Origin of the sequence: Variovorax sp. E3 (genome assembly GCF_016082275.1) — a bacterium.
Lineage (GTDB): Bacteria > Pseudomonadota > Gammaproteobacteria > Burkholderiales > Burkholderiaceae_C > Variovorax.
This window is the reverse complement of record NZ_MOWM01000135.1, coordinates 1-23,012: the sequence shown is the minus strand read 5'-3', so window position 1 is coordinate 23,012 and position 23,012 is coordinate 1. Positions and strand designations below refer to the sequence as shown.

The 23,012-nt window shown below is 70.6% G+C and carries 6 protein-coding genes and 1 pseudogene; all 7 read left to right on the top strand.

The genetic code is table 11. The annotated features are described in order from the left end of the window. A pseudogene (locus tag BMG07_RS31540) lies at positions 1–212 on the top strand (hypothetical protein); the annotation flags it as partial. Next, a complete protein-coding gene (locus tag BMG07_RS31535; RefSeq protein ID WP_198087810.1) occupies positions 209–550 on the top strand; it encodes a 4'-phosphopantetheinyl transferase superfamily protein in 342 nt (113 codons plus the stop codon). The pseudogene BMG07_RS31540 and the gene BMG07_RS31535, both read left to right, overlap by 4 nt. Beyond that, complete coding sequence (locus BMG07_RS31530; protein ID WP_307867145.1) at positions 547–5,862, top strand: non-ribosomal peptide synthetase; 5,316 nt, start codon at positions 547–549, stop codon at positions 5,860–5,862. The genes BMG07_RS31535 and BMG07_RS31530 overlap by 4 nt, the downstream gene beginning before the upstream one ends. Next, positions 5,862–11,600 (top strand): type I polyketide synthase, encoded by a 5,739-nt coding sequence (locus tag BMG07_RS31525; protein WP_198087808.1) that lies wholly within the window; start codon positions 5,862–5,864, stop codon positions 11,598–11,600. Before BMG07_RS31530 ends, BMG07_RS31525 begins: the two co-directional genes overlap by 1 nt. Then, on the top strand, positions 11,597–12,964 hold the full coding sequence (locus BMG07_RS31520) for a TauD/TfdA family dioxygenase (RefSeq protein WP_198087807.1): 1,368 nt from the start codon (positions 11,597–11,599) through the stop codon (positions 12,962–12,964). The genes BMG07_RS31525 and BMG07_RS31520 overlap by 4 nt, the downstream gene beginning before the upstream one ends. Further along, a complete protein-coding gene (locus tag BMG07_RS31515; protein ID WP_198087806.1) occupies positions 12,961–14,430 on the top strand; it encodes a condensation domain-containing protein in 1,470 nt (489 codons plus the stop codon). Before BMG07_RS31520 ends, BMG07_RS31515 begins: the two co-directional genes overlap by 4 nt. Then, a partial coding sequence (locus BMG07_RS31510) for a non-ribosomal peptide synthetase (RefSeq protein WP_307867143.1) occupies positions 14,427–23,012 on the top strand: 8,586 nt, incomplete at its 3' end. The genes BMG07_RS31515 and BMG07_RS31510, both read left to right, overlap by 4 nt.

The window sequence follows — 23,012 nt, the reverse complement described above, 5'->3', positions numbered from 1 at the left end:
GGCGCGCCGACCGCGCGCGCTTCATGCAGGCCCGCGCCGCCGTGCGCCGCCTGCTGGCCGGCCGGCTCGGCTGCCATCCGGCGCGGGTGCGCTTCGAGGCCGGCTCGCACGGCAAGCTCTTCGTGGCGGGCGATGCGCCAAACCCGCCGCTTTTCAACGTGTCGCACGCCGGCGCCATGCGCTCATCGCGCTGGCCGATCCGGGGCGCGTGACGCATGTGGGCATCGACGTCGAGGCACGCACCGAAAACTTCGACATCGAGCCCGTTCTTTCCATGGCCTTCACCGCGCGCGAATGCCGCGAAGTGCGCGCCTCGGCCGATCCGCTCGATGCGTTCTACCGACGCTGGGTCGGCAAGGAGGCCGTGCTCAAGGCCGTCGGCATCGGCATGGCCGAACACCTGCAATGCATCGGCATTCATCCCGATGCGAAGGGCGGCATCGACATCGACTGCGCCGTGCCCGAATGGCGCGGCTTCCAGGCGATGGCGCTGCCCATGCCGGCCGGCCACGCCGCCGCGCTCGCCTGGCAAATCAAGGAACCGAAGTGAATGCTGTGCACCCCGTGGACTTCGTGAGCCACCTGCGCGACCTGGCCGCGCGCCGGCCCGAAGACGTCGCGCTGATCGCCGTGACCGACCGCGACGGCGCGCCCGTCGACACCCTCATTGCCTACCGCCAGCTCGACGCGCGTGTGCGCGGCCTTGCGGCGCGGCTGCAGCAGTCGTACGGCCGCGGCGAGCGCGCGCTCATCATGCTGGACAACAGCGACGACTACGTCGTGAGCTTCTTCGCCTGCCTTTATGCAGGCCTGATCGCCGTGCCCGTGTTCCCGCCCGAGTCCACGCGCAAGCGCCACCTGGGCAAGCTCGAGGGCATCGCGGCCGATGCGGGCGCCTGCTGCGTGCTGACCCACGCCGCCATCAAGGCATCGATTGCCGGCGTGGCCGAGGCGTTTGCCGACGTGCCGCTGATCGCGGTAGACGAAATCGGCACCGAAGACGCCGGGCGCTGGACGCCGCACACGCCCGACGCCGGCGACATCGCGTTCCTGCAATACACCTCGGGTTCTACCTCCGCGCCCAAGGGCGTGATGCTCACGCACGCCAACCTGATGGCGAACATGCGCGCCATCGAAGAGGGGCTTTCCGTCGGGCCCGACGACATCTTCGCGACCTGGCTGCCGCTGAACCACGACATGGGCCTGATCGGCGGCCTGTTGCAGCCGCTGCACCGAGGCATACCGGTGGTGCTGATGTCGCCGCGCTATTTTCTCGAGCGTCCGGTGCGCTGGCTCGAAGCCATTTCGCGGCATCGCGCGACCATCAGCGGCGGGCCCGACTTCGCCTACCGCCTGTGCCTGGACCGCGTGTCCGAAGCGCAGTTGCACAAGCTCGACCTGTCGAGCTGGGCGCTCGCGTTCTCGGGCGCCGAGCCCGTGCGCGCCGACACGCTGCGCGAATTCAAGAAGCAGTTCGCGCCCGCGGGCTTTGCCGCCGGCGCGGTGTACCCCTGCTACGGGCTGGCCGAATCGACGCTGTTCGTGACCGGCGGGCACCGCGGCGCCGGCATGGTGGCGCAAAGCTTTTCGAGCCCGGCGCTGGCGCGCGGCACCGTCGAGGTCGATGCGGAAGGCGCCACGCTCGTGGGCTGCGGCCGCTCCGTCACCGGCCATGCCGTGCGCATCGTCGACCCCGCGTCGCTGGCGGTGCGCGAGCCCGGCGGCATCGGCGAGATCTGGGCCACCGGGCCCAGCATCGGCGGCGGCTACTGGAACAAGCCCGAGGTGTCGCGCCAGACCTTCGTCGAGAAGGACGGCGCCCGCTGGCTGCGCACCGGCGACCTCGGCTTCGTGCATGACGGCCAGCTCTACGTGGCCGGCCGCATCAAGGACATGATCATCGTGCGCGGCCACAACCTGTACCCGCAGGACATCGAGCGGATGATCGAGCTCGAGGTCGACGTGGTGCGCAAGGGGCGCGTGGCGGCCTTCGCGGTCGACGGCCCCGATGGCGAAGGCATCGGCCTTGCGGCCGAGGTGTCGCGCAGCGTGCAGAAGCTGGTCAGGCCCGAGGCGCTGGTCGAGACGCTCAGCGCCGCCGTGAGCGAACAGTTCGGCGAGCCGCTGTCCGTCGTCATGCTGCTGAACCCCGGCGGCATGCCCAAGACCACCAGCGGCAAGCTGCAGCGCGGCGCCTGCCGCCAGGGCTGGATCGACCGCACGGCCGACGCTTATGCAATGCATGCGCACGGTGCGTTCGTGCTAGGCGGCTCGGCCGCATCCGCGGCGCCCGCCGCGCCGGCGGCGCCGGCGGCGCCGGCGGCGCTGGACGATGTCGAGCAGGCCGTCGCCTCGATATGGCGTGACGTGCTGCGCCACAAGACCCAACCCGCGCTGGCCCGCGACGCCCATTTCTTCATTCACGGCGGCAACTCGCTGGCCGCGACGCAGGTGGCGGCGCGCATCGCCGACCGGTGGGAAATCGAGTTTTCCCTGCGCGCGCTGTTCGAGCAGCCGCGCCTGGGCGAGCTGGCCGCCGAAGTGCGCCGCGTGCTCGCCACCGGCCAGCGCAAGCCGCGCAGCGTGATCCCCGTGCTGCCGGTCGAACGTCGCGCGGCACCGCTCGCGCTGTCGCATGCGCAGGCGCGCCAGTGGTTCCTGTGGCAGCTCGATGCGAAGAGCACGGCGTACCACGTCAGCGTGGCGCTGGATCTGGCGGGTGCGCTCGATATGGCGGCGCTCGGCGCTGCGCTCGACGCGCTGGTTGCCCGCCATGAAAGTCTGCGCACCGTGTTCCGCGCGGCGGCGGACGGCACGGTCGGCCAGTGCATCTTGCCGGCGTCGCCGCTCGCGCTGCGGCAGATCGATTTGCGCGCGCTGCCCGAAGCGGCTCGCGAAGCCGTCGCGGCCGAGCAGGCGGGCCGGTTCCACGCCGAGCCTTTCGACCTCGGCAAAGGCCCGCTGCTGCGCGCCGCGTTGATCCGCGTTGAGGACGCGCGGCACCTGCTCGTGGTCGTCATGCACCACATCGTGTCCGACGGCGCGTCGATGCAGGTGCTGGTGGGCGAACTCGGCGCTGCCTACGCCGCGCATGCGAAGGGCGAGTCGCCGTCATTCGCGGCCCTGCCGATCCAGTACGCCGACTACGCCCTCTGGCAGCGCGACTGGCTCGCCGCCGGCGAAGCCGAGCGACAGCTCGCCTACTGGCGTACCCAGCTCGGCGGCGAACACCCCGTGCTCGCGCTGCCCACGGACCACCCGCGCCAGGCGGTCGCGAGCTACCGCGCCGCCAGCCACGCCTTCGCGCTCGACGCGGCGCTGGCCTCCGGGTTGCGCGCCACCGCACAAGCCCACGGCGCGACCCTCTTCATGGCGCTGCTCGCCGGCTTCCAGGCGCTGCTGCACCGCTACACCGGGCAGCAGGACGTGCGCGTCGGCGTGCCGGTGGCCAACCGCCATCGCCCCGAGACGGCGGGGCTCATCGGCTTCTTCGTCAACACCCAGGTGCTGCGCGCCGAGGTGCATGGCCGCACACCACTCGCCCAGTTGCTGGCGCAGACCCGCGAGGCCGCGCTCGGCGCGCAGGCCCATCAGGACTTGCCGTTCGAGCAACTCGTCGAGGCGCTGCAACCGCAGCGCAGCCTGAGCCACAGCCCGCTGTTCCAGGTGATGTTCAATCACTTGCAGGAAGACGCGGGCCTGCTGCAGGCCATGCCGGGACTGCAGGCGCGCGAGCACCGCATCGCCGACAGCGGCGCGCAGTTCGAGCTGATGCTCGACATCCGCGAGCGCGCCGACGGCAGCATTGGTGCGGTGTTCACCTATGCGGCCGAGCTGTTCGAGCCCGACACCATTGCACGCATGGCGGCGCACTACCGTGCGCTGCTCGAAGCGCTGGCGACCGATCCCGCGCAGACGCTGGGCGACGTGCAATGGCTCGACGCCACGGCGCAGTCGCAACTGCGCGAATGGTCGACGGGGCCGTCGTCGTTCCCGCACCGGCAGGAGCCCGTGCACCGCCTGTTCGAAGCGCAGGCGCGCGCGAACCCCGATGCCATCGCGCTGATCGACGGCGACACGCAGCTCAGCTATGCAGCCCTGAACCAGCGCGCCAACCGCCTCGCGCACCGGCTGATCCGCCAGGGCGTGACCCCGGACACGCCCGTTGCGGTCGCCATCGAGGCTGCGGCCGACCGTGTGGCCGGACTGCTCGGCGTGCTCAAGGCCGGTGGCACCTACTTGCCGCTGGACCCGTCCCACCCCCCGCAACGGATTTCGCAGTTGCTGGAAGACAGCGGCGCCAAGGTGCTGCTCACGGGCAGCCGCGGCACGCTGGAAGCGGACGGCATCGCAAGGGTCGCGCTCGACGAGGCAGCGCTGCAAGCCGAGCCCTCCACCAACCCCGATGCCGCGCTGCACGACAGCCACCTGGCCTACGTGATCTACACCTCCGGCACCACGGGCCGGCCCAAGGGCGTGGCCGTGCCGCACGGCGCGCTGGCCATGCACATCCGGGCGATGGCCCATGCCTGCGGCATGCGCGCCGAAGACCGCTCGCTGCAGTTCGCGCTGCCGCATGTCGACGCGGCCGTCGAGCAATGCCTGCTGCCGCTCGTGTCGGGCGCGGCGCTGGTGGTGCAGTCGCAGTGGTGCTCGCTCGGCAGCGAACTCGACGCCTTGCTGCAGCGCCACCGCGTGAGCGTGGTCGACCTGCCGCCCGCCTACGCGCGCCAGCTGATGCAAGGGCAGGCGCCGTTCGCGCACGCCGTGCGCCTGGCGCTCTTCGGCGGCGAGGCCTGGACCGGTGAAGACCTCGCGCTGATCCGCCGCGTGCTGCGGCCCGAACAGATCGTCAATGCCTACGGCCCGACCGAAGCCGTCATCACGCCCACGGCCTGGCACGGTGACGCGTCGCACGACGACGCCGTGCAGGGCTACGCGCCCATCGGTCGCCCCGTGGGCCGCCGCACGGCCCATGTGCTCGACGCCGGCATGCAGCCCGTGCCCCAGGGCGTGCCCGGCGAGCTCTACCTTGGCGGCGAGGGGCTCGCGCGCGGCTACCTCGGCCGCGCGGCGCTGACGGCCGATCGCTTCGTCGCCGATCCGTTCGACGCGGCGGGCGGCAGGCTCTACCGCACCGGCGACCTCGTGCGCTGGGGCATCGGCGGCCAGCTCGAATACCTGGGCCGCCTCGACCATCAGGTGAAGATCCGGGGCTTTCGCATCGAACTCGGCGAGATCGAGGCACGCCTGCGCGAGCACGCGGCGGTGCGCGAGGCGCTGGTGCTCGTGCACGACGGCGCCTCGGGCCCCGCGCTGGTGGCCTATGTCTCGCCCGCGCCCGCCGCGCGTATCGACACCGAGGCGCTCAAGGAAGAACTGGGCCGCGCCTTGCCCGACTACATGGTGCCCTCGGCCATCGTCGCGCTCGACAGCTTTCCGCTCACCACCGGCGGCAAGGTCGACCGTCGCGCGCTGCCCGTGCCCGTCGTGGCCAGCCGCCAGGACTACGAAGCGCCGCAGGGCGACGTCGCACAGACGCTGGCCTCGATCTGGGCCGAGCTGCTCAAGGTCGAGAAGGTCGGCAGCCACGACAACTTCTTCGACCTCGGCGGCAACTCGCTGCTGGTGATCCGCATGCACCGGCTGATGGAAGAACGGCTGCACCCGGGCCTCACGGTGGTCGACCTCTTCAAGTTCCCGACCGTCGGCGCGCTCGCGCGCCGCATCGAACAGGGGCGCGGCGCCGCCGCGGCGCGGCAGCCCGCCACCCATGGGGACACCGACGACGAGCAGGCGCGCGCGCAACGCCAGCGCGCGGCCCTGCTGCAACGCCGCCGTCCCACCGAAAGAACGCCCTGATGCAAGACCACACACCGCCGCCCGGACTCACGGGCATCGAGATCGCCATCGTCGGCATGGCCGGCCGCTTTCCGGGCGCGCCCGACGTCGACACCTTCTGGCGCAACATCCGCGACGGCGTCGAGTCGGTCACCGTGTTCAGCGACGACGAACTGCGCGCGCGCGGCGTGCCCGAGCGCACGCTGGCCGACCCCGACTATGTGAAGGCCGGCGTGATGTTCGAGGGCTTCGACCAGTTCGACGCCGGCTTCTTCGGCTACTCGCCGCGCGAGGCCGAGCACCTCGACCCGCAGCAGCGCATCTTTCTCGAATGCGCGTGGGAGGCGCTGGAGCACGCGGGCTGGCAGGCGAAGAAGGCCGCCGCGTCGGTCGGCGTGTACGCGGGCGACGGCCCCAACCTGTACCTGATGCGGCACCTGCTGCCTGCCTTCGGCGTCGACGCGGGCACCGGCATCGCCGACATGCTGGGCCTGATGAGCGGCAACTCCGCCGGCTCGCTGTGCACCCGCGTGTCCTACAAGCTCGACCTGCGCGGCCCGGCCGTCAGCGTGCAGACCGAATGCTCGACCTCGCTGGTGGCGGTGCACATGGCCTGCCAGGCGCTGCTGAGCCACGACTGCGACATGGCGCTGGCCGGCGGCGTGTGGCTGAACCTGCTGCAGGACGGCGGCTACCGCTACCAGAGCGGCGCGATCCTCTCGCCCGACGGCCACTGCCGCGCCTTCGACGCCAAGGCCGCGGGCACCGTCATCGGCAGCGGCGCGGGCATCGTCGTGCTCAAGCGGCTCGAAGAAGCGCTGCGCGACGGCGACACCATCCACGCCGTCATCAAGGGCTCGGCCGCCAACAACGACGGCGCCGACAAGATCGGCTTCACCGCGCCCAGCGTGCAAGGCCAAGCCAGCGCGATCCGCGCGGCGCAGATGGTGGCCGACGTGCCGGCGCGCAGCATCGGCTATGTGGAGGCGCACGGCACCGGCACCACGCTCGGCGACCCGATCGAGATGGCCGCGCTGATGCAGGCCTTCGGCGCCGCGGATGGCAAGGGCTACTGCGCCATCGGTTCGGTCAAGACCAACATCGGCCACCTCGACGCGGCCGCCGGCGTGGCCGGGCTCATCAAGGCCGCGATGGCGCTGCGCCACCGCACGCTGCCGCCGAGCCTGCACTTCGAGCAGCCGAACCCGCAGATCGATTTCGCGAACAGCCCGTTCTACGTGAACACCGAGGCCCGGCCCTGGCCCAAGGGCGACACGCCGCGCCGCGCGGGTGTCAGCTCGTTCGGCATCGGCGGCACCAACGTGCACGTCGTGCTCGAAGAGGCGCCGGCCGTGGCCGCGCAAGCCGATGCCGCTGGCTGGCAAGTGCTGCCGCTGTCGGCCATGAGCGCCAACGCGGTGCGGCAGGCCACGCAACGGCTGGGCGCGCACATCGAGGCGAACCCCGGCGTTGCGCTGTCCGACATCGCGCACACGCTGCAGACGGGCCGCCGCGCCTTCGCGCATCGCTGTGCCCTGGTGGCCGACGACGCGCGGGCCGCCGCGCGCCTGCTGGCTTCGGGCGAGGGCGTGCTCTTCGCGGCCGCGCCGGCGCCCGAGCAGCCGCCCGAAGTGGCCTTCCTGTTCCCCGGCGGCGGCACGCAGCACGCGAACATGGGGCTCGCGCTCTACCAGGCCGACGAGCCGTTCCGCGCGGACGTCGACCGCTGCTGCGAACTGCTACGCGCCGACCTCGGCCTCGACCTGCGCGAACTGCTGTTCCCCGCGCCGGGCGCGGAAGCCGAAGCCGAAGCGGACGCGCGGCTGTTCGACATCGCCTTCGCGCAGCCCGCGCTCTTCGTCATCGAATATGCAATGGCGCATTGGTGGATGCGGCGCGGTGTGCGCCCCACCGTGATGCTGGGCCACAGCCTCGGCGAATACGTCGCGGCCTGCCTGGCGGGCGTGTTCCGGCTGGAAGACGCCTTGCGCGTGGCGGCCCTGCGCGGCCGGCTGCTCAAGTCGATGCAGCCCGGCGCGATGACGGCGGTGCCGCTGTCGCAGGCCGAGCTGGCGCCGTTCCTGGTCGACGGCTGCGACCTGGGCGCGGCCAACGGCGAGCAACTGTGCGTGCTCTCCGGCCCGCTCGAAGCCATTGAGGCCGCCGAGCACAAGCTGCGCGAGCAGGGCCACCTGCCGCGCCGGCTGCATGTGTCGATCGCCTCGCATTCGGCGATGACGCAGCCGCTGCTCGCTCAGCTCGAACAGCTCATCGCCTCGGTGCCCAGGCAGGCGCCGAAGATTCCGTTCGTTTCCAACGTCACCGGCCGGCTCATCACGGCGCAAGAAGCGGTGAGCCCGGCCTACTGGGCGCAGCACATGCGCGGCACGGTGCAGTTCGTGGACGGCCTGCGCACGCTCTTCGACGTGCCCGGACGCGTGCTGCTCGAAGTCGGCCCCGGCGAAACGCTGGCCGGCCTTGCGCGCCAGCATTCGATGGCCGCGTCTGCCGCGGGCGTGTACGCGAGCCAGGCGCATCCGCAGCAGCGCGCGCGCAACGCGCAACAGATCGCGCAGACGCTCGCCGGCCTGTGGCTCGGGGGCGTGGACATCGATTGGGCGGCCTGCCATGCCGGACAGGCGCGCCGCCGCGTGCCGCTGCCGGCCTATCCGTTCCAGCGCCGCCGCTACTGGGTCGATGCACCCGATGCGTCGTCGGCGAAGGCCGGGCGCAAGGCACCGTCCAGCGCGTTCTACGTGCCTTCGTGGAAGCGCATCGAGCCGCTGATGCCGACTGCAAATGCCGCGACGGATGCAGGCTGCGTGCTCGTGTACGGTGACAGCCGCAGCTTCACCGGCCACCTTGCGCGTCACCTGCGGGCGCAAGGCCGCGGCGTGGCGGTGGCCCGGCGTGGCGCAAGCTTCACGCGCACCGGCCGCGACGGCTGGACGCTGCGGCCCGGCGAACAGGCCGACCACGCGCAGTTGCTGCGCGAAGTCGAGACCGAACTCGGCGCCGTCACCGCCATTTACCACCTGTGGGGCCTTGACGAAGTGCCGGCCGTGCAGCCGCAAGCCGAGCTGCTGGAGCGCGGCTTCTTCAGCCTGTTGGCGCTGGTGCAGGCACTCGACACCGCCCGCACCGCGACCGCCGGCGCGAGCAAGCTGCCGCTCACCATCGTCGCCAACCAGCTCGAGGACATCAGCGGCACCGAGCACCTGTGCCCCGAGAAGGCCACCCTGTGGGGCATCGGCAAGGTGATCGGGCAGGAGTGCCCGCGCGTGCATTGCCGCGTGATCGACGTGATGCTGCCCGCGCCCGAAAGCGATGCCGAGACCTTGCTGGTCGAGCAGGTCGCCGCCGAAGCCGCCGCGCTGCGCGGCGAACCCGGCGAGCCGCTGCTGGCCTACCGGGGCGCGCACCGCTGGGCCAAGACCTACGAGCCGGCACCGCTGCCGGCCGCTGCGCAACCGCGCTTGCGGCAGCAGGGCGTGTACCTGATCACCGGCGGCCTCGGCGGCGTCGGCCTGGCCATTGCCAAACACCTGGCGCAGCACTGGCAAGCCAGGCTGGTGCTGCTCGGCCGCACCGCCATGCCGGAACGCGCGGAGTGGGCGGAACGGGCGACCGAAGGTCAGCCCGACGCATTGAAGCGCAGGCTGCGCCAGCTGATCGAACTCGAAGCGCTGGGCGGCCAGGTGCTGACCGTGTCGGCCGACGTGTCCGACCCCGTGCAACTGCAGGCCGCCCTTGCGCTCGCGAACGCACGCTTCGGTGCGCTGAACGGCATCGTCCATGCGGCCGGCGATGCGGGCGGCGGCATGATGGCCCAGCGCACCCGCGCGCAGGTCGACACCGTCTTTGCGACCAAGGTGCGCGGCACCCGCGCGCTGCTCGACGCGGTGCGCGGACAGCCGCTCGACTTCGTCCACCTCTGCTCCTCGATTTCCAGCGTGGCCGGGGGCCTGGGCATGAGCGACTACGCCGCGGCCAACGCCTACCTCGACGCCGTGGCCGTCGCGCAGGCGCGCACCGGCGGCTGCCCGATCTTCTCGATCAACTGGGACGCGTGGCGCGGCCTCGGCATGGCCGAGCACATGGTGGTGCCGGACGGCATCGGCATGGACGGCCCCGAGGGCGCGCGCACCTTCGAGCGCATCGTCAACGGCCCGCTGCGCCCGCAGACCGTGATCTCGACCACCGACCTCGCCGAGCGCCTGGGCCCGCTCGACAACGGCATGCTCGACATGCTCGATGCCGCCGACGCGCAACCCAAGGCCAAGGGCGACAGCCACCCGCGCCCCGCGCTGCACACGCCCTACGTCGCGCCCGAAGGCGAACTGGCGAACGCGCTGGCCGCGCTGTGGACCGAGCGCCTGGGCATCGCGCCCATCGGCATGGACGACAACCTGTTCGAACTCGGCGGCGACTCGCTCGTGGCCATCCAGTTGCTGTCGCGCATTCGCAAGGCCTATGCGACCGAGCTGCACCCGAGCGAATTCTTCAAGGCGCCGACCATCGCGGGGCTGATGGCGCACATGGCCGCGAGCGGCGGTGCTGCCGAGCCGGAGCAGGCCGCGTCCATGGACATCGCGCCCGTGCCGCGCACCGGCGCGCTGCCGCTGTCGCCGATGCAGCGCCGCCTGTGGCTGGTCGATCGCCTCACCGACGCCGGCAACGTGACGGGCCGTGCGGCCTACAACATGTCGGCCGGGCTGGCCCTGCACGGCGCGCTGAACGTCGAGGTGCTGCGCGCCGCCATCGACGCCATCGTGGCGCGGCACGAGGTGCTGCGCACGGTGTTCGCCGAAGACGACGACGGCGAGCCGGTGGCGGTGATCCGCGCCGGCATGCGCCTGGACATTTCGCTCATCGAGATCGACGAAGCCGACAAGGCCGCACGCGACAGTCGCTACGCCGCGCTGTTCGACGAGCTCGTGCGCCAGCCCTTCGCGCTGGACGCGGGGCCGCTGATCAAGGCCACCGTGGTGCGCCTGGGCGAGCGCGAGCATGTGCTGGTGCTCGTGGTGCATCACATCGTGTTCGACGGTTGGTCGATCGCGGTGTTCGCGCGCGAGCTCGGCGAGTTCTACGAGCGGGCCTTGCGCGGCCAGCCGCTGGTGCTCGCGCCGCTGCCCGTGCAGTACGTCGACTACGCCGCGTGGTACGACCGCGCGCTGGCTTCGGCCGCGTTCGCGCCCAAGGCCGGGTTCTGGCGCACCTACCTGCGGCAGGCGCCGCAGGTGTCGAGCCTGAAGCCCGACCACCAGCGCCCGGCCACGGCCTCGCACGCGGGCGACTCGGTGCAGCTCGAGCTGTCGCCGGTGCTGTCGGACGCGCTCGCGCGGCTGGCGCGCGAGTCGGACACCTCGCTGTTCACGCTGCTGCTGTCGTCGTTCTTCCTGTTCTTCCACCAGGCCTCGGGCGCGGACGACATCGTGATCGGCACCGACGTGGCGGGCCGCGACCACCCGGACCTGGAGCAACTGCTCGGCTTCTTCGTCAACGTGGTGCCGGTGCGCTCGCGCATGGCCGACAGGCAGGCCGACTTCCGCCAATGGCTCGCGAAGACGAAGCAGGAAACGCTCGCGGCCATGGACCACCAGGACGTGCCCTTCGACCAGATCGTCGAGCTGTCGGGCGCGCAGCGCGCGCGCGACCGCAACCCGCTGGTGCAGGTGCTCTTCGTCCTGCAGAACACACCCGAGATCCGGTTCGCCATCGAAGGCGCCGAGGTCGAGTGCTGCCCCAGCAGATGAACGAATCCAAGTTCGACCTGGCGGTGTTCGCCAGGGAACAGGCCGGCGCGCTCACCGTCGAGTGGGTGTACGCCACGGACCTGTACCGGCGAGAGACCGTCGAGAAGTTCACCGCTTCGTGGCATGCGCTGCTGGAGCGGATCGTCGCAACACCGGGCCGCGCCATCGACGCCATGAGCGCGCCGGCCCCCACGCAAACGCAGGAGCGAATCACCATGACCACCCCGAAGACCACCGGCCCCGGCACCACCGCGAGCAAGCTGGACAAGCTCGGCAAGCTGGACAAGCTGGACAAGTTAGGTAAAGCCGCACTCGGCCGCGAGGCGCCGCGCGCCGCCGCGCGCCCTGTCGTCCAGACCTCGTTCCTCAAGCCCGGCGCGGAATTCCCCATCGTGCTGCAGGCCACCACCGACGACCTCGACACCGTGGCCTGGGCCCGGAGCCAGGCCGACTACATCGAGATGCTCGTGGCCAGGCACGGCGGCATCCTGTTCCGCAACTTCGGCCTGAAGACGCCGCAGGACTTCGAGGCCTTTGCCGAGGCCATCGAGCCCGAGCTGTACGGCAGCTACGGCGACCTGCCGAAGAAGGAGGGCGGCAAGAAGACCTACCGCTCCACGCCGTACCCCGAGCGGCAGATGATCCTGTTCCACAACGAGAGCTCGCACCTGGACCGCTGGCCGCGCAAGCAGTGGTTCTTCTGCGAGCTGCCGTCGCCCGTGGGCGGCGCCACGCCCATCGTCGATTGCCGCGAGATGCTGCGCCGCCTGCCCGCCGACATGGTGGCCGAGTTCGAGCGCAAGGCGCTGCTGTACGTGCGCACCTTCACGCCGGGCCTGGACGTGAGCTGGCAGGACTTCTACAAGACCGATCGCCGCGAAGACGTCGAAAGCCGCCTGGCCGCCGCCGGCATCGCGTGGCGCTGGCTCGACGGCGACACGCTGCAGACGCGCACGCGCTGCCCCGCCGTGATCCGCCATCCGCTGACCGGCGAGAAGGTGTTCTTCAACCAGATCCAGCTGCACCACGTGGCCTGCCTCGAAGCGCAGGTGCGCGAAGACCTGCTGGCCATGGGCGGCATCGACCGCCTGCCGCGCCACGTGATGTACGGCGACGGCTCGCCCATCGCCGACGAGACCATGGCCGTGGTCGGCCGCGTGTACGAGGAGTGCGCCGTGCGCTTCGACTGGCAGCAGGGCGACATCGTCATGCTCGACAACATGCTCGCGGCCCATGCGCGCGACCCGTACGAAGGGCCGCGCAAGATCGTGGTGGCGATGGGCGCGATGTTCGACCGCGCGGCGCTCGAGGGCGCGGCGCCGGCTGCGAACGAGGCGAAGCTGGCCGACGAGCAGGGGGCATGAGCGCGATGACCGATGCCATGGAAACGACCTTCCCGCTGAGCCCTGAACAACGCGTGGTGCCTGCGAGTGCCGAACGGCAACTGCTGCTCGTTGGCGTTGACGGCGCGCTGGATGCGGCGCGCCTGCGTATCGCCGTGGAGGGCGTACTGCAATCGCACGGTGCGCTGTGCGCCGCCGTTCGCCAGGTGCCGGGCTACCGTGGTCTGCGCCTGCAGTATTTTGACGAGATGCCGCCGCTAAAATGGCAATCGGCCCAGGTGGCGGAAGGCGCGCTGGCCGCATGGCTCGACGCCTTCAACCGCGAGCCGCTGGCGGCGGAGCGCGGCGAACTGGTGAGCGCCGGCCTTGTGCGCACAGCCGATGCGCGTCACACCCTGGCGCTCTCGGTGAATGCGCTGATGGCGGACCGCGAGAGCCTGCGGAACCTGTTCGACCAGATCGCCGCGGCGTACCTGGGCGAGGGCAGCCTCGACCCCGAGGACATCTTCCAGTACGCGCGCTTCGTCGAATGGCGGCAAGACCTGCTCGAAGGCGAGGACGCGGACGAAGGGCGTGCCTATTGGCAGCGCGTGGCGGCCGATGCCGCTGCGCTCGCGCCGCCACGCCTTCAAGCGCGCGTGGAGCGCGTTCAGCCGCAGGCGGCGCGGCATCGCGTGCCCGGCGCCATCGATACGGCGCTCGTGCACCGCGTGGCCGCGCGCGCCGAAGCGCTCGGCGTGCAACCCGAGACGCTGCTGCAAGGCGCGTGGTGGCTGCTGCTCGCGCGACTCGACGGCACGGACCGCTTCATCGGTGGCTGGCAGCACGACTGCCGGCGCGACTACGAGCCAATGCAAGGCGCCGTCGGCCTGTTCGACAAGGTGCTGCCGGTCGTGATCGACGTGGCGGCCGACGAGACTTTCGCAAGCTGGATCGGCCGGCTCGACGGCGTCCTGGCGGCGCATGTCGATGTGCAGGAATACTGGGCCGTCGATGCGCCGCCGCTCTCCGCGCACGCGGTCGTCGGTTTCGCGTCGCATGCGACGCCGCTGCGTCATGGCACCGATCCGCAATGGCGCCTGGTCGGCTTGCCCGGCCCGATGCCTTGCTTCGAACTTGCGTTGCAGGTCGCGTGGCAGACAGAAGGGGCGGAGCTTTCGGTGCATGCCGATGCGGCGCGCTACAGCGAAGCGGCGGTCGAGCGTCTGCTGCTGCAGTTGCTCACTTTGCTCGATGCCGTGGTTGCGCAGCCTGATGCGCCCGTCGCGACGCTGTCATTGGTCGGCCCGCACGAACGCGCGTTGCTGCTTGCGCAGAATGATCAACGCATCGATATCGGCACGCAGACCGTGGCCGACCGCATCGCGCATTGGGCCGCGGAAATGCCCGACGCGCCCGCGCTGGAAGCCGGCGCACAGGGCCTGAGCTACCGCGACTCGACAGCCGCATCAACCGCCTCGCGCACTGGCTCACGGCACAGGGCGTGAAGCCGGGCGCCATCGTCGCGCTCAACCTGCCGCGCTCGCTCGACCTGCCCGTGGCGATGTTCGCCGCGTGGCGCGTGGGCGCCGCCTATCTGCCGCTTGCGCCCGAATGGCCCGAGGCGCGCCGCGCCGCCGTGCTGGCGGATGCCGGGGCGGCGCTCGTGATCGATGCCGCGTTGCCCGCACTTGACGGCTTGCCCGATACACCGTCGGCCCACCGGATCGCATTGCAGGACCTTGCCTACGTGCTCTACACCTCCGGCTCCACCGGCATGCCCAAGGGTGTCGCCATCGAGCAGGGTCAGTTGCTGAACTACGTCGCCGCCGCCTCGGACGCGATGAAGCTCGACACCTGCCGTCGCTGGGCGCTCACCAGCTCGGTCGTCGCCGATCTCGGCAACACCGCGCTGTTCGGTGCTTTCTTCCATGGTGCATGCCTTGTCGTGGCAACCGACGAGGAGGTGAAAGACGCCGAAGCCTTCGCGCGCTTCATGGCCGGGCGCGAGATCGACGCGATCAAGATCGTGCCGTCGCATCTGGAGGCGCTGCTCGAATGCGAGTCGCCACGACTGCCGCGCACGCTGGTGCTGGGCGGCGAGGCCGCGCCGCGCGCACTGGTCGAGCGCATCGCGCGGCTCGCACCGCAGTGCGCCGTCTACAACCACTATGGGCCGACCGAGACCACGGTCGGCGTGATGGTCCACGCCGTGCCCGCGGGCGCACAGGTGCCCGAGCAACTGCCGCTGTCGCGGGTGCTCGCGAACAACCGCGTGCACGTGCTCGACGCGGCGCTGCGCCTCGTGCCGGCCGGTGGGCTGGGTGAGGTCTATGTCGGCGGCGCGCAGCTGTGCCGCGGCTACCTGAACCGCGAGGCGGGCGACGCGTTCGTGGCCGATCCGTTCAACCCGGGCGAGCGGCTGTATCGCACGGGCGACCTGGCGTATGTGCGCGCCGAAGGCGGCATCCGCCTGGCGGGGCGCGCGGACCATCAGGTGAAGATCCACGGCTTCCGCGTCGAGCCGGCCGAGGTCGAGGCGGTGCTGCTCGCGCAGCCCGGCGTGCGGCAGGCCGTGGTGCTGGCGACGCTGGACGCGGCGGGCGCGATGACGCTGTCGGTGTTCTTCGTCGCCGACGCGGCGCTGGTCGACAGCGGTGCGCTGCGCGAGCAGTTGGCCGCCGCGCTGCCCGCGCACATGGTGCCGGGCAGCTTCACGGCGGTCGACGCATTCGCGCGCCTGCCGAACGGAAAGATCGATCGCCTTGCGCTGAGCGCGATCGCTCCCGCTGCGGAACAACGCAAGGCCCGCATCGAACCGCGCAGTGCGCTCGAAGCCGTGCTCGCGGATGGCATGGCGACGCTGCTCGGCAGCGGGCCTGTCAGCGTCGAGGACGATTTCTTCGAACTCGGCGGCCATTCGCTGCAGGTCATCAAGCTGGTTGCGCGCATTCGCAAGCTGCTGCAGGTCGAGGTGGCGGCGGGCGTGGTGTTCGACCACCCGACGCGGCCGCGCTGGCCGCCGCGCTGCGCGAGGGCAGCGAAGACGCAGCGGAACTGGAGCAAAGGGCGCGGGCCATCCAGCAACCGGAAGAAGCGAGCGAAACCGCATGAGCAGCATCGAGATGCAACCAGGGATCGTGCGCACCGTGGCCGACGGCGACGCGTGGCACTCTCGTTCGCGCAGGAGCAACTGTGCTTCTTGCAGAAGCTCGAGCCCGGCCTCACGGCCTACAACCTGCCGCGCGTGTTCCGCCTGGGCGGCGCGCTCGACGCGGACGCGCTGGAGCGCGCGTTCCAGGCGCTGATTGCGCGCCATGCCGTGCTGCGCACCAGCTTCTTCGAGCAGGGCGGCGTGCCAATGCAGCGCGTGCAGGCGGCAGCGCCATTCACGCTGGAGCGCATCGACCTGTCGGTATTGACGGCGCAGGCGCAGAAGCAGCCGCTCGACGAAGCCGTGCGCCGCACCGCCGCGCACGTGTTCGACCTGGCCACCGCCCCCGCGCTGATTGCCCGGCTCGTGAAGCTGGGCGACGACCGGCATGTGCTGGCCGTGTGCCTGCATCACATCGTGTCCGACGCGTGGTCGAACCCCATCCTTGCCGCCGACCTGGCCGAGGCCTATCGGCTTGCGCTGCACAGCAGCGGCGCGGTCGCGCTGCCGCCGTTGCCCGTGCAGTACGCCGACTACGCCGTGTGGCAACGCGCGAGCGTGCAGGGCGGCGCGCTGGCGGGCCAGCTCGACCACTGGAACCGCCACCTCGGCCCCGACGTTCCCGCGCTCGACCTGCCGACCGACCGCACGCGCCCGTCGCGGAAAACCTTTGCCGGCACCGCGCTCGGCTTCGCGCTGCCGCCGGCACTCGCGCTGGCCGTGCAGAAGTTCTGCCGCGCCGAGAAATGCACGCCCTTCGTGGCATTGCTCGCGGCCTGGCAGGTGCTGCTGGCGCGCTACAGCGGCCAGGGCGACTTCGCCGTCGGCGTGCCCAATGCCGGGCGGCACCACGATGAGGTGAGCGAGCTGCTGGGCTTCTTCGTCACCACGCAGGTGTTCCGCGCGCGCCTGTCGCCGCGCCAGAGCCTGCGCCAGGTGTGCCGCCAGGTCCGCGCCGACGCACTGGCCGCGCTCGACCACGCCGACCTGCCGTTCGAGGTGCTGCTCGCAAGCCGCAAGGACCGCCGCGACCCGGCCCGCAGCCCGCTGTTCGAGGTGATGTTCGGCGTGCAGATGGCGGGCGCGGCAGTGGCGCTCGACTTCGAGGGCGTGCGCGCCGAGCTGGAAGAGTTCGACGACGCGGGCGCCAAGTTCGACCTGTCGCTGGATTTCTACATCGACCCGCAGGGCGTTCGCGGCCGGCTCGAATACAACACCGACCTGTTCGACGCGCGCACCGCGCAGCGGCTGGTCGACAGCTACACGCGGGTGCTGGAAACGCTCGCGGCCGATCCCGACTGCGTGCTCGCCAACCTGGTGCTGACCGGCGAAGACGAGCGTGCGCAACTGGCGCACTGGAGCCGGAACCTGCCGCATCGCGCGTACGACGAGCCCGTGCATCGCCTGCTTGCAAAGCAGGCGCGGCGCACACCCGACGCGGTGGCGCTGGTGTTCGGCGAGGTCTCCCTGAGCTATGCACAGCTGGAAGCGCGTGCCAACCGGCTGGCGCACCGGCTGATCGCACTGGGCGTGCGGCCCGACACCCAGGTGGGCATTGCCGCCGAGCGCAGCATCGAGATGGTGGTGGGGCTGCTCGCGATCCTGAAGGCCGGCGGCGCCTACGTGCCGATCGACCCCGAGTATCCGAAGGACCGCATCGCCTACATGCTGGAGGACAGCGGCGTCGGGCTGCTGCTCACGCAGAGCCACATCGCACCGGGCATTCCCGCTCAAGCCGGCGTGCGCATGATCGAGCTCGACCGGCTGGACCTGGAGGCGGGCGCGAGCGTCGACCCCGATGTGGCCCTGCATGGCGACAACCTGGCCTACGTGATCTACACCTCGGGCTCGACCGGCCGGCCCAAGGGCGCGGCCAACCGCCACCGCTCGCTGTTCAACCGGCTGGCGTGGATGCAGGACGCCTATGCGCTGGGCGAGGCGGACACGGTGCTGCAGAAGACACCGTTCAGCTTCGACGTGTCGGTGTGGGAGTTCTTCTGGCCGCTGATGCAGGGTGCGCGCCTGGTGGTGGCGCAGCCGGGTGACCACCGGGAACCGGGCAAGCTGGTCGACCTGATCCGCAAACACCAGGTCACCACGATCCACTTCGTGCCGTCGATGCTGCAGGCGTTCGTGGCGCACGAAGGCGTCGAGGCGTGCACAAGCCTGAAGCGCATCGTGTGCAGCGGGGAGGCGCTGCCTGCCGAGGCACAAGCCAAGGTGTTCGAGCGCTTGCCCGGCGCGGGTTTGTACAACCTGTACGGCCCGACCGAAGCGGCCATCGACGTGACGCACTGGACGTGCCAGGCAGACGGTCGCAACCACGTGGCCATCGGTCGTCCGATCGCGGGCATCGAGACCTATGTGCTGGACGACGGGCTGAATCTCTCGGCGCAAGGACTGCCCGGCGAGCTGTACCTGGGCGGCATCGGGCTGGCGCGCGGCTACCTTGGCAAGAACGGGCTCACATCTGAGCGTTTCGTGGCCGATCCGTTCAGCGACATGGGCGAGCGGCTGTACCGCACGGGCGACCTCGTGCGCTGGCGAGAAGACGGGCAGCTCGAATACCTCGGGCGCATCGACCACCAGGTCAAGATCCGGGGCTTCCGCATCGAGCTGGGCGAGATCGAGGCGCAACTGCTCGCACAGTCCGAGGTGCGCGAGGCGGTGGTGGTGGCCGAGCAGGGCCCCGGTGGCGCGCGGCTGGTGGGCTACGTCTCGCCGCATGCAGGCCAGCAGCTCGACACCGCGGCATTGAAGACACGCCTTCATGCAAGCCTGCCGGAATACATGGTTCCCGGCATCGTCATGGCGCTGGACACGCTGCCGCTGAACGCCAACGGCAAGGTCGATCGCAAGGCGTTGCCGCAGCCCGACTCGGTTGCGACCGAGGTCTACGAGGCGCCGTCCACTGCGGTGGAACAGGCGCTGGCCGCGATCTGGGCCGAGCTGTTGCGTGTGCCGCAGGTGGGGCGACGAGACAACTTCTTCGCCCTCGGTGGGGATTCCATTCTGAGCCTGCAGATCGTGGCGCGCTTGCGCGCGGCGGGTTGGAAGCTGACGCCGCGTCAGATGTTCGATCGCCAGACCATCGCGGAACTCGCGGAGGTGGCCGAGGCCGTGGACGCGGCGGCAACGGCGGGGGACGAGCGCGGCGCAAGCGTCGGTGCGGTCCCGCTGCTGCCGTTCCAGGCTGAATTCTTCGAGACCGGAATGCCGCGTCGCCATCACTGGAATCAGGCCTTGCTGTTGCTTAGCCGGGAGCCTTTGGATTTGCCTGCGCTCGAAAGTGCGCTGGTGGCCGTGGTGGAACACCATGACGGTTTTCGGCTGCGCTTTCGCCAGGACGCCGCAGGTGCCTGGCAACAGGCCTACGAGCCGTTGCCCGCGAACTGGCGGCAGGCGCTGCTGTGGGTGCGCAAGGCGAAGGATGAAGCAGAGGTCGAGGCCCTGTGCGACGAAGCCCAGCGCAGTCTGGACCTGGAGCGGGGCCCGCTGCTGCGCGCGCTGGCGATCGAGCTGGGCGACGGCAGCCGGCGCTTGCTGCTCGCGGCGCATCACCTGGTGGTCGACGGTGTGTCGTGGCGCATCCTGATCGAAGACCTGGCGCACGCCTATGCCCGGCAGCGAGCGGGCGAGCGCATCGTGTTGCCAGCCAGGACAGCAAGCGTGAAGGACTGGGCGCTGGCTTTGCAGGCCCATGCCGCAGCCGGCGACGAAGAGTTGGCCTTCTGGCGCGCGCTGGCCGACGCACCGGTCGCGCTGCCTTGCGCGCATCCGGAAGGCGTGAGCACGCAGGCCGAGCGCGCAGGCGTCGAGTTGCGTCTCGACAAGGCCAGGACGCATGCACTGCTCAAGGAGGTTCCGGCGGCCTACCGCACGCAGGTCAACGATGTGTTGCTGACGGCCCTTGGCCGGGCGCTGTGCGCCTGGAGCGGCCACGAGCGACTGCAGATCATGGTGGAGGGGCACGGCCGCGAAGACTTGCGCGGCGGCGTCGACCTGTCGCGCACCACGGGGTGGTTCACCAGCCTGTTCCCGGTGCTGCTCGATCCTCTGGGGGCGCCGGGCGAGGCGCTCAAGCGGGTCAAGGAAAGCCTGCGTCGTATTCCGTTCAAGGGATTCGGCTACGGCGCATTGAAGTACCTGGGCAATGAGGCACAACAGGGCGCCTTGCGCGCGCTGCCGAAGCCGCATCTCGTCTTCAACTACCTTGGCCAGGTCGACAACGGCTTTGACGCGCACTCGCCCTGGCGGCTGGCCGACGAAAGTGCCGGCGCGGCGATGGACGAGGCCGCGCCGCTCATGCACGAGTTCACGGTCAACGCTCAGGTGGCCGACGGCGAACTGCGTCTTTCCGTGAGCTACAGCCGCGCCAGGCATGCCCGGCAGGAAGTGCAGGGGTGGGTGAAGCGCTTCGAAGAGGAGCTCGTCGCGCTGATCGCGCACGCCACCGCGGGCGTGCGCGGCGTGACGCCTTCGGACCTCCCGCTGGCCGGACTCGACCAGGCGCAGCTCGATGCCTTGCCGCTGCCGATCGCCGAGCTGGAAGACCTGTATCCGTTGTCGCCCATGCAGCAAGGCATGTTGTTCCACGGCCTGCTCGAGCCGCGGGACGGCAGCTACATCAACCAGCTGGCGGTGGACGTGGAGCGCCTCGACCCGTCGCGTTTGCGCGCCGCGTGGGAGGCTGCGTTGCGGCGCAGCGAGATCCTGCGCAGCGGCTTCCTGGTCCACGGCGAGGCGCCGTTGCAATGGGTCACGGCGCGCGCCGAGATGCCCTGGATCGAGCGGGACCTGCGCGAGTCCGCCGACATTGGCGGCGCCCTGGAGGCATTGGCGTTCGAGCAGATGGCGCAAGGCTTCGATCTGGCCCGGCCGCCGCTGATGCGGTTGCTGCTGGTTCGCACCGGAGAACAGCGCCACCACCTGATCTGGACACACCATCACCTCCTGCTCGACGGCTGGAGCGCCGCGCAGTTGATGGCCGAGGTATTGCTCCGGTACGAAGGGCGACCGCCGATGCAGGCGCCTGGGCGATATCGCGACTACATCGCCTGGCTGGGGGCACGCGACCCTCGGGCCGGCGAGCGCTACTGGCGCGCGGTCATGGGAACCATGGACGCGCCGACGCGACTGCTGTCCGCGTTGCGGCCCCCGGATCGCCCGGGCGTCGGCAAGGCACGCCATTGCAGCGAACTCGATGCACCGGCAACGCTGCGCTTGCAACAGGCCGCGCGGCGCGAGCGAGTGACCTTCAACACGCTGGTGCAGGCGGCGTGGGCGCTGCTGCTGGGGCGCCATACGGGCCAGCGAACGGTGGTGTTCGGCGCCACCGCGGCCACACGCCCGGCCGAGCTGCCCGGCGCCGAGCAGATGCTGGGTTTGTTCATCAACACCTTGCCCGTGGTGGCGTCGCTGCGGCCCGGGCAGCGCGTGGGCGCATGGCTGCGGGAACTGCAGGCCAGCCAGGTGGCGGCACGCGAGCACGAACACACGCCCTTGCACGAGATCCAGGCCTGGGCCGGCGGCGCGGGGCAGGGCCTGTTCGACACCCTGCTGGTGTTCGAAAACTACCCGGTCGACCAGGTGCTGCGAGAAGCGGCGCCGGGTGGCCTGGTGTTCGGGCCCGTGCGCACACAGGCGGACACCTCTTACCCCTTGAGCCTGCTGATTCATCAGGGCGATACGTTGCAACTGGAGTGGCTCTATGCGCAGGACCTGTGCGACGCGTCCATGATCGAGCGGCTGGCGAGCCAATTGCATACGTTGCTGCTGGCACTGGCCGAGGACAACGACCGCCCCCTGGCGCAACTGCCGTTGATCGATCCCGCCGCACTGGCCGGACTGGCGCGCTTCGAGCAGGGCGACTTTGCGGCGCGCTCGTGCGAGCCCGTGCATCGGCTGGTCGAGCGGCAGGCACGGGCGCACCCCGAGGCACCGGCCCTGGTCGTCGGCGAGCGCCAATTGAGCCATGCCGCCTTGAACCGGCTGGCCAACCAATGGGCGCATCGCCTGATCCGGCTCGGCATCGGCCCCGAGGATCGGGTGGCGATCGCGGTCGACCGCTCCGTCGAGACGGTGGTCGGACTGCTGGCGGTGTTGAAGGCGGGCGCGGCCTATGTACCGCTGGACCCGTCATTCCCGTCCGATCGCCTTGCCTACATGGTGGAGGACAGCGGCGTGGCCTGGGTGCTGACGCGTGATGCCCTTGCGGCCCGGATTCCGGCTCGGGCGGGGGTGAGCCTGCTGTCCTTCGACGCCTGCGACGTGAGCGCTGAATCGCAGGCCGATCCTGTCGTGCCGATCCATGGAGACCACCTGGCTTATGTGCTGTACACCTCGGGCTCCACCGGACGCCCCAAGGGCGTGGCGATGCGGCACGAAGCGGTGGCGCGGCTGATCGCCTGGCAGCTGGAGCGCACGCCGGGGCCATGCCGCACCCTGTTGTATGCATCGCCTTGTTTCGATGTCGCCTTCCAGGAAATGCTCAGCGGCCTGGCCTCGGGTGGCTGCCTGGTGCAGAGCTCGGAGGCGCAGCGGCTCGATCTGGTGGAACTCGAGGCGCTGATGCGTGAGCAGGCCGTGGAGCGCGTGTTCCTGACCTTCTCCGTGCTGCAGCATCTTGCCGAAGCCTCGTTGGCCCAAGGCTCGCGCTTGCCGGCCCTGCGGGAGGTCGTCACCGCCGGCGAGCAGCTCAAGCTCACGCCGGCCCTGATGGCCTGGTTGCGGCGCGAACCGCAATGCAGGCTCGTCAATCAGTACGGCCCCACTGAAACCCACGTGGTCAGCGAGTTCGGCATCACGTCCGGCGATGGCGAGGGGCTGCCGCCCATCGGGCGGCCGGCTTCCAGCGCGCGCCTGCTGGTGCTGGACGGGTGCCTGCAAAGAGCACCGGTCGGCGTGGCCGGCGAGCTGTACGTCGGTGCCGAAGTG

Excerpts from the sequence above, each read along its gene's own strand:
- BMG07_RS31525 (WP_198087808.1), top strand. The coding sequence starts at position 5,862 with ATGCAAGACCACACACCGCCGCCCGGACTCACGGGCATCGAGATCGCC.
- BMG07_RS31520 (WP_198087807.1), top strand. The coding sequence starts at position 11,597 with ATGAACGAATCCAAGTTCGACCTGGCGGTGTTCGCCAGGGAACAGGCC.
- BMG07_RS31515 (WP_198087806.1), top strand. The coding sequence starts at position 12,961 with ATGAGCGCGATGACCGATGCCATGGAAACGACCTTCCCGCTGAGCCCT.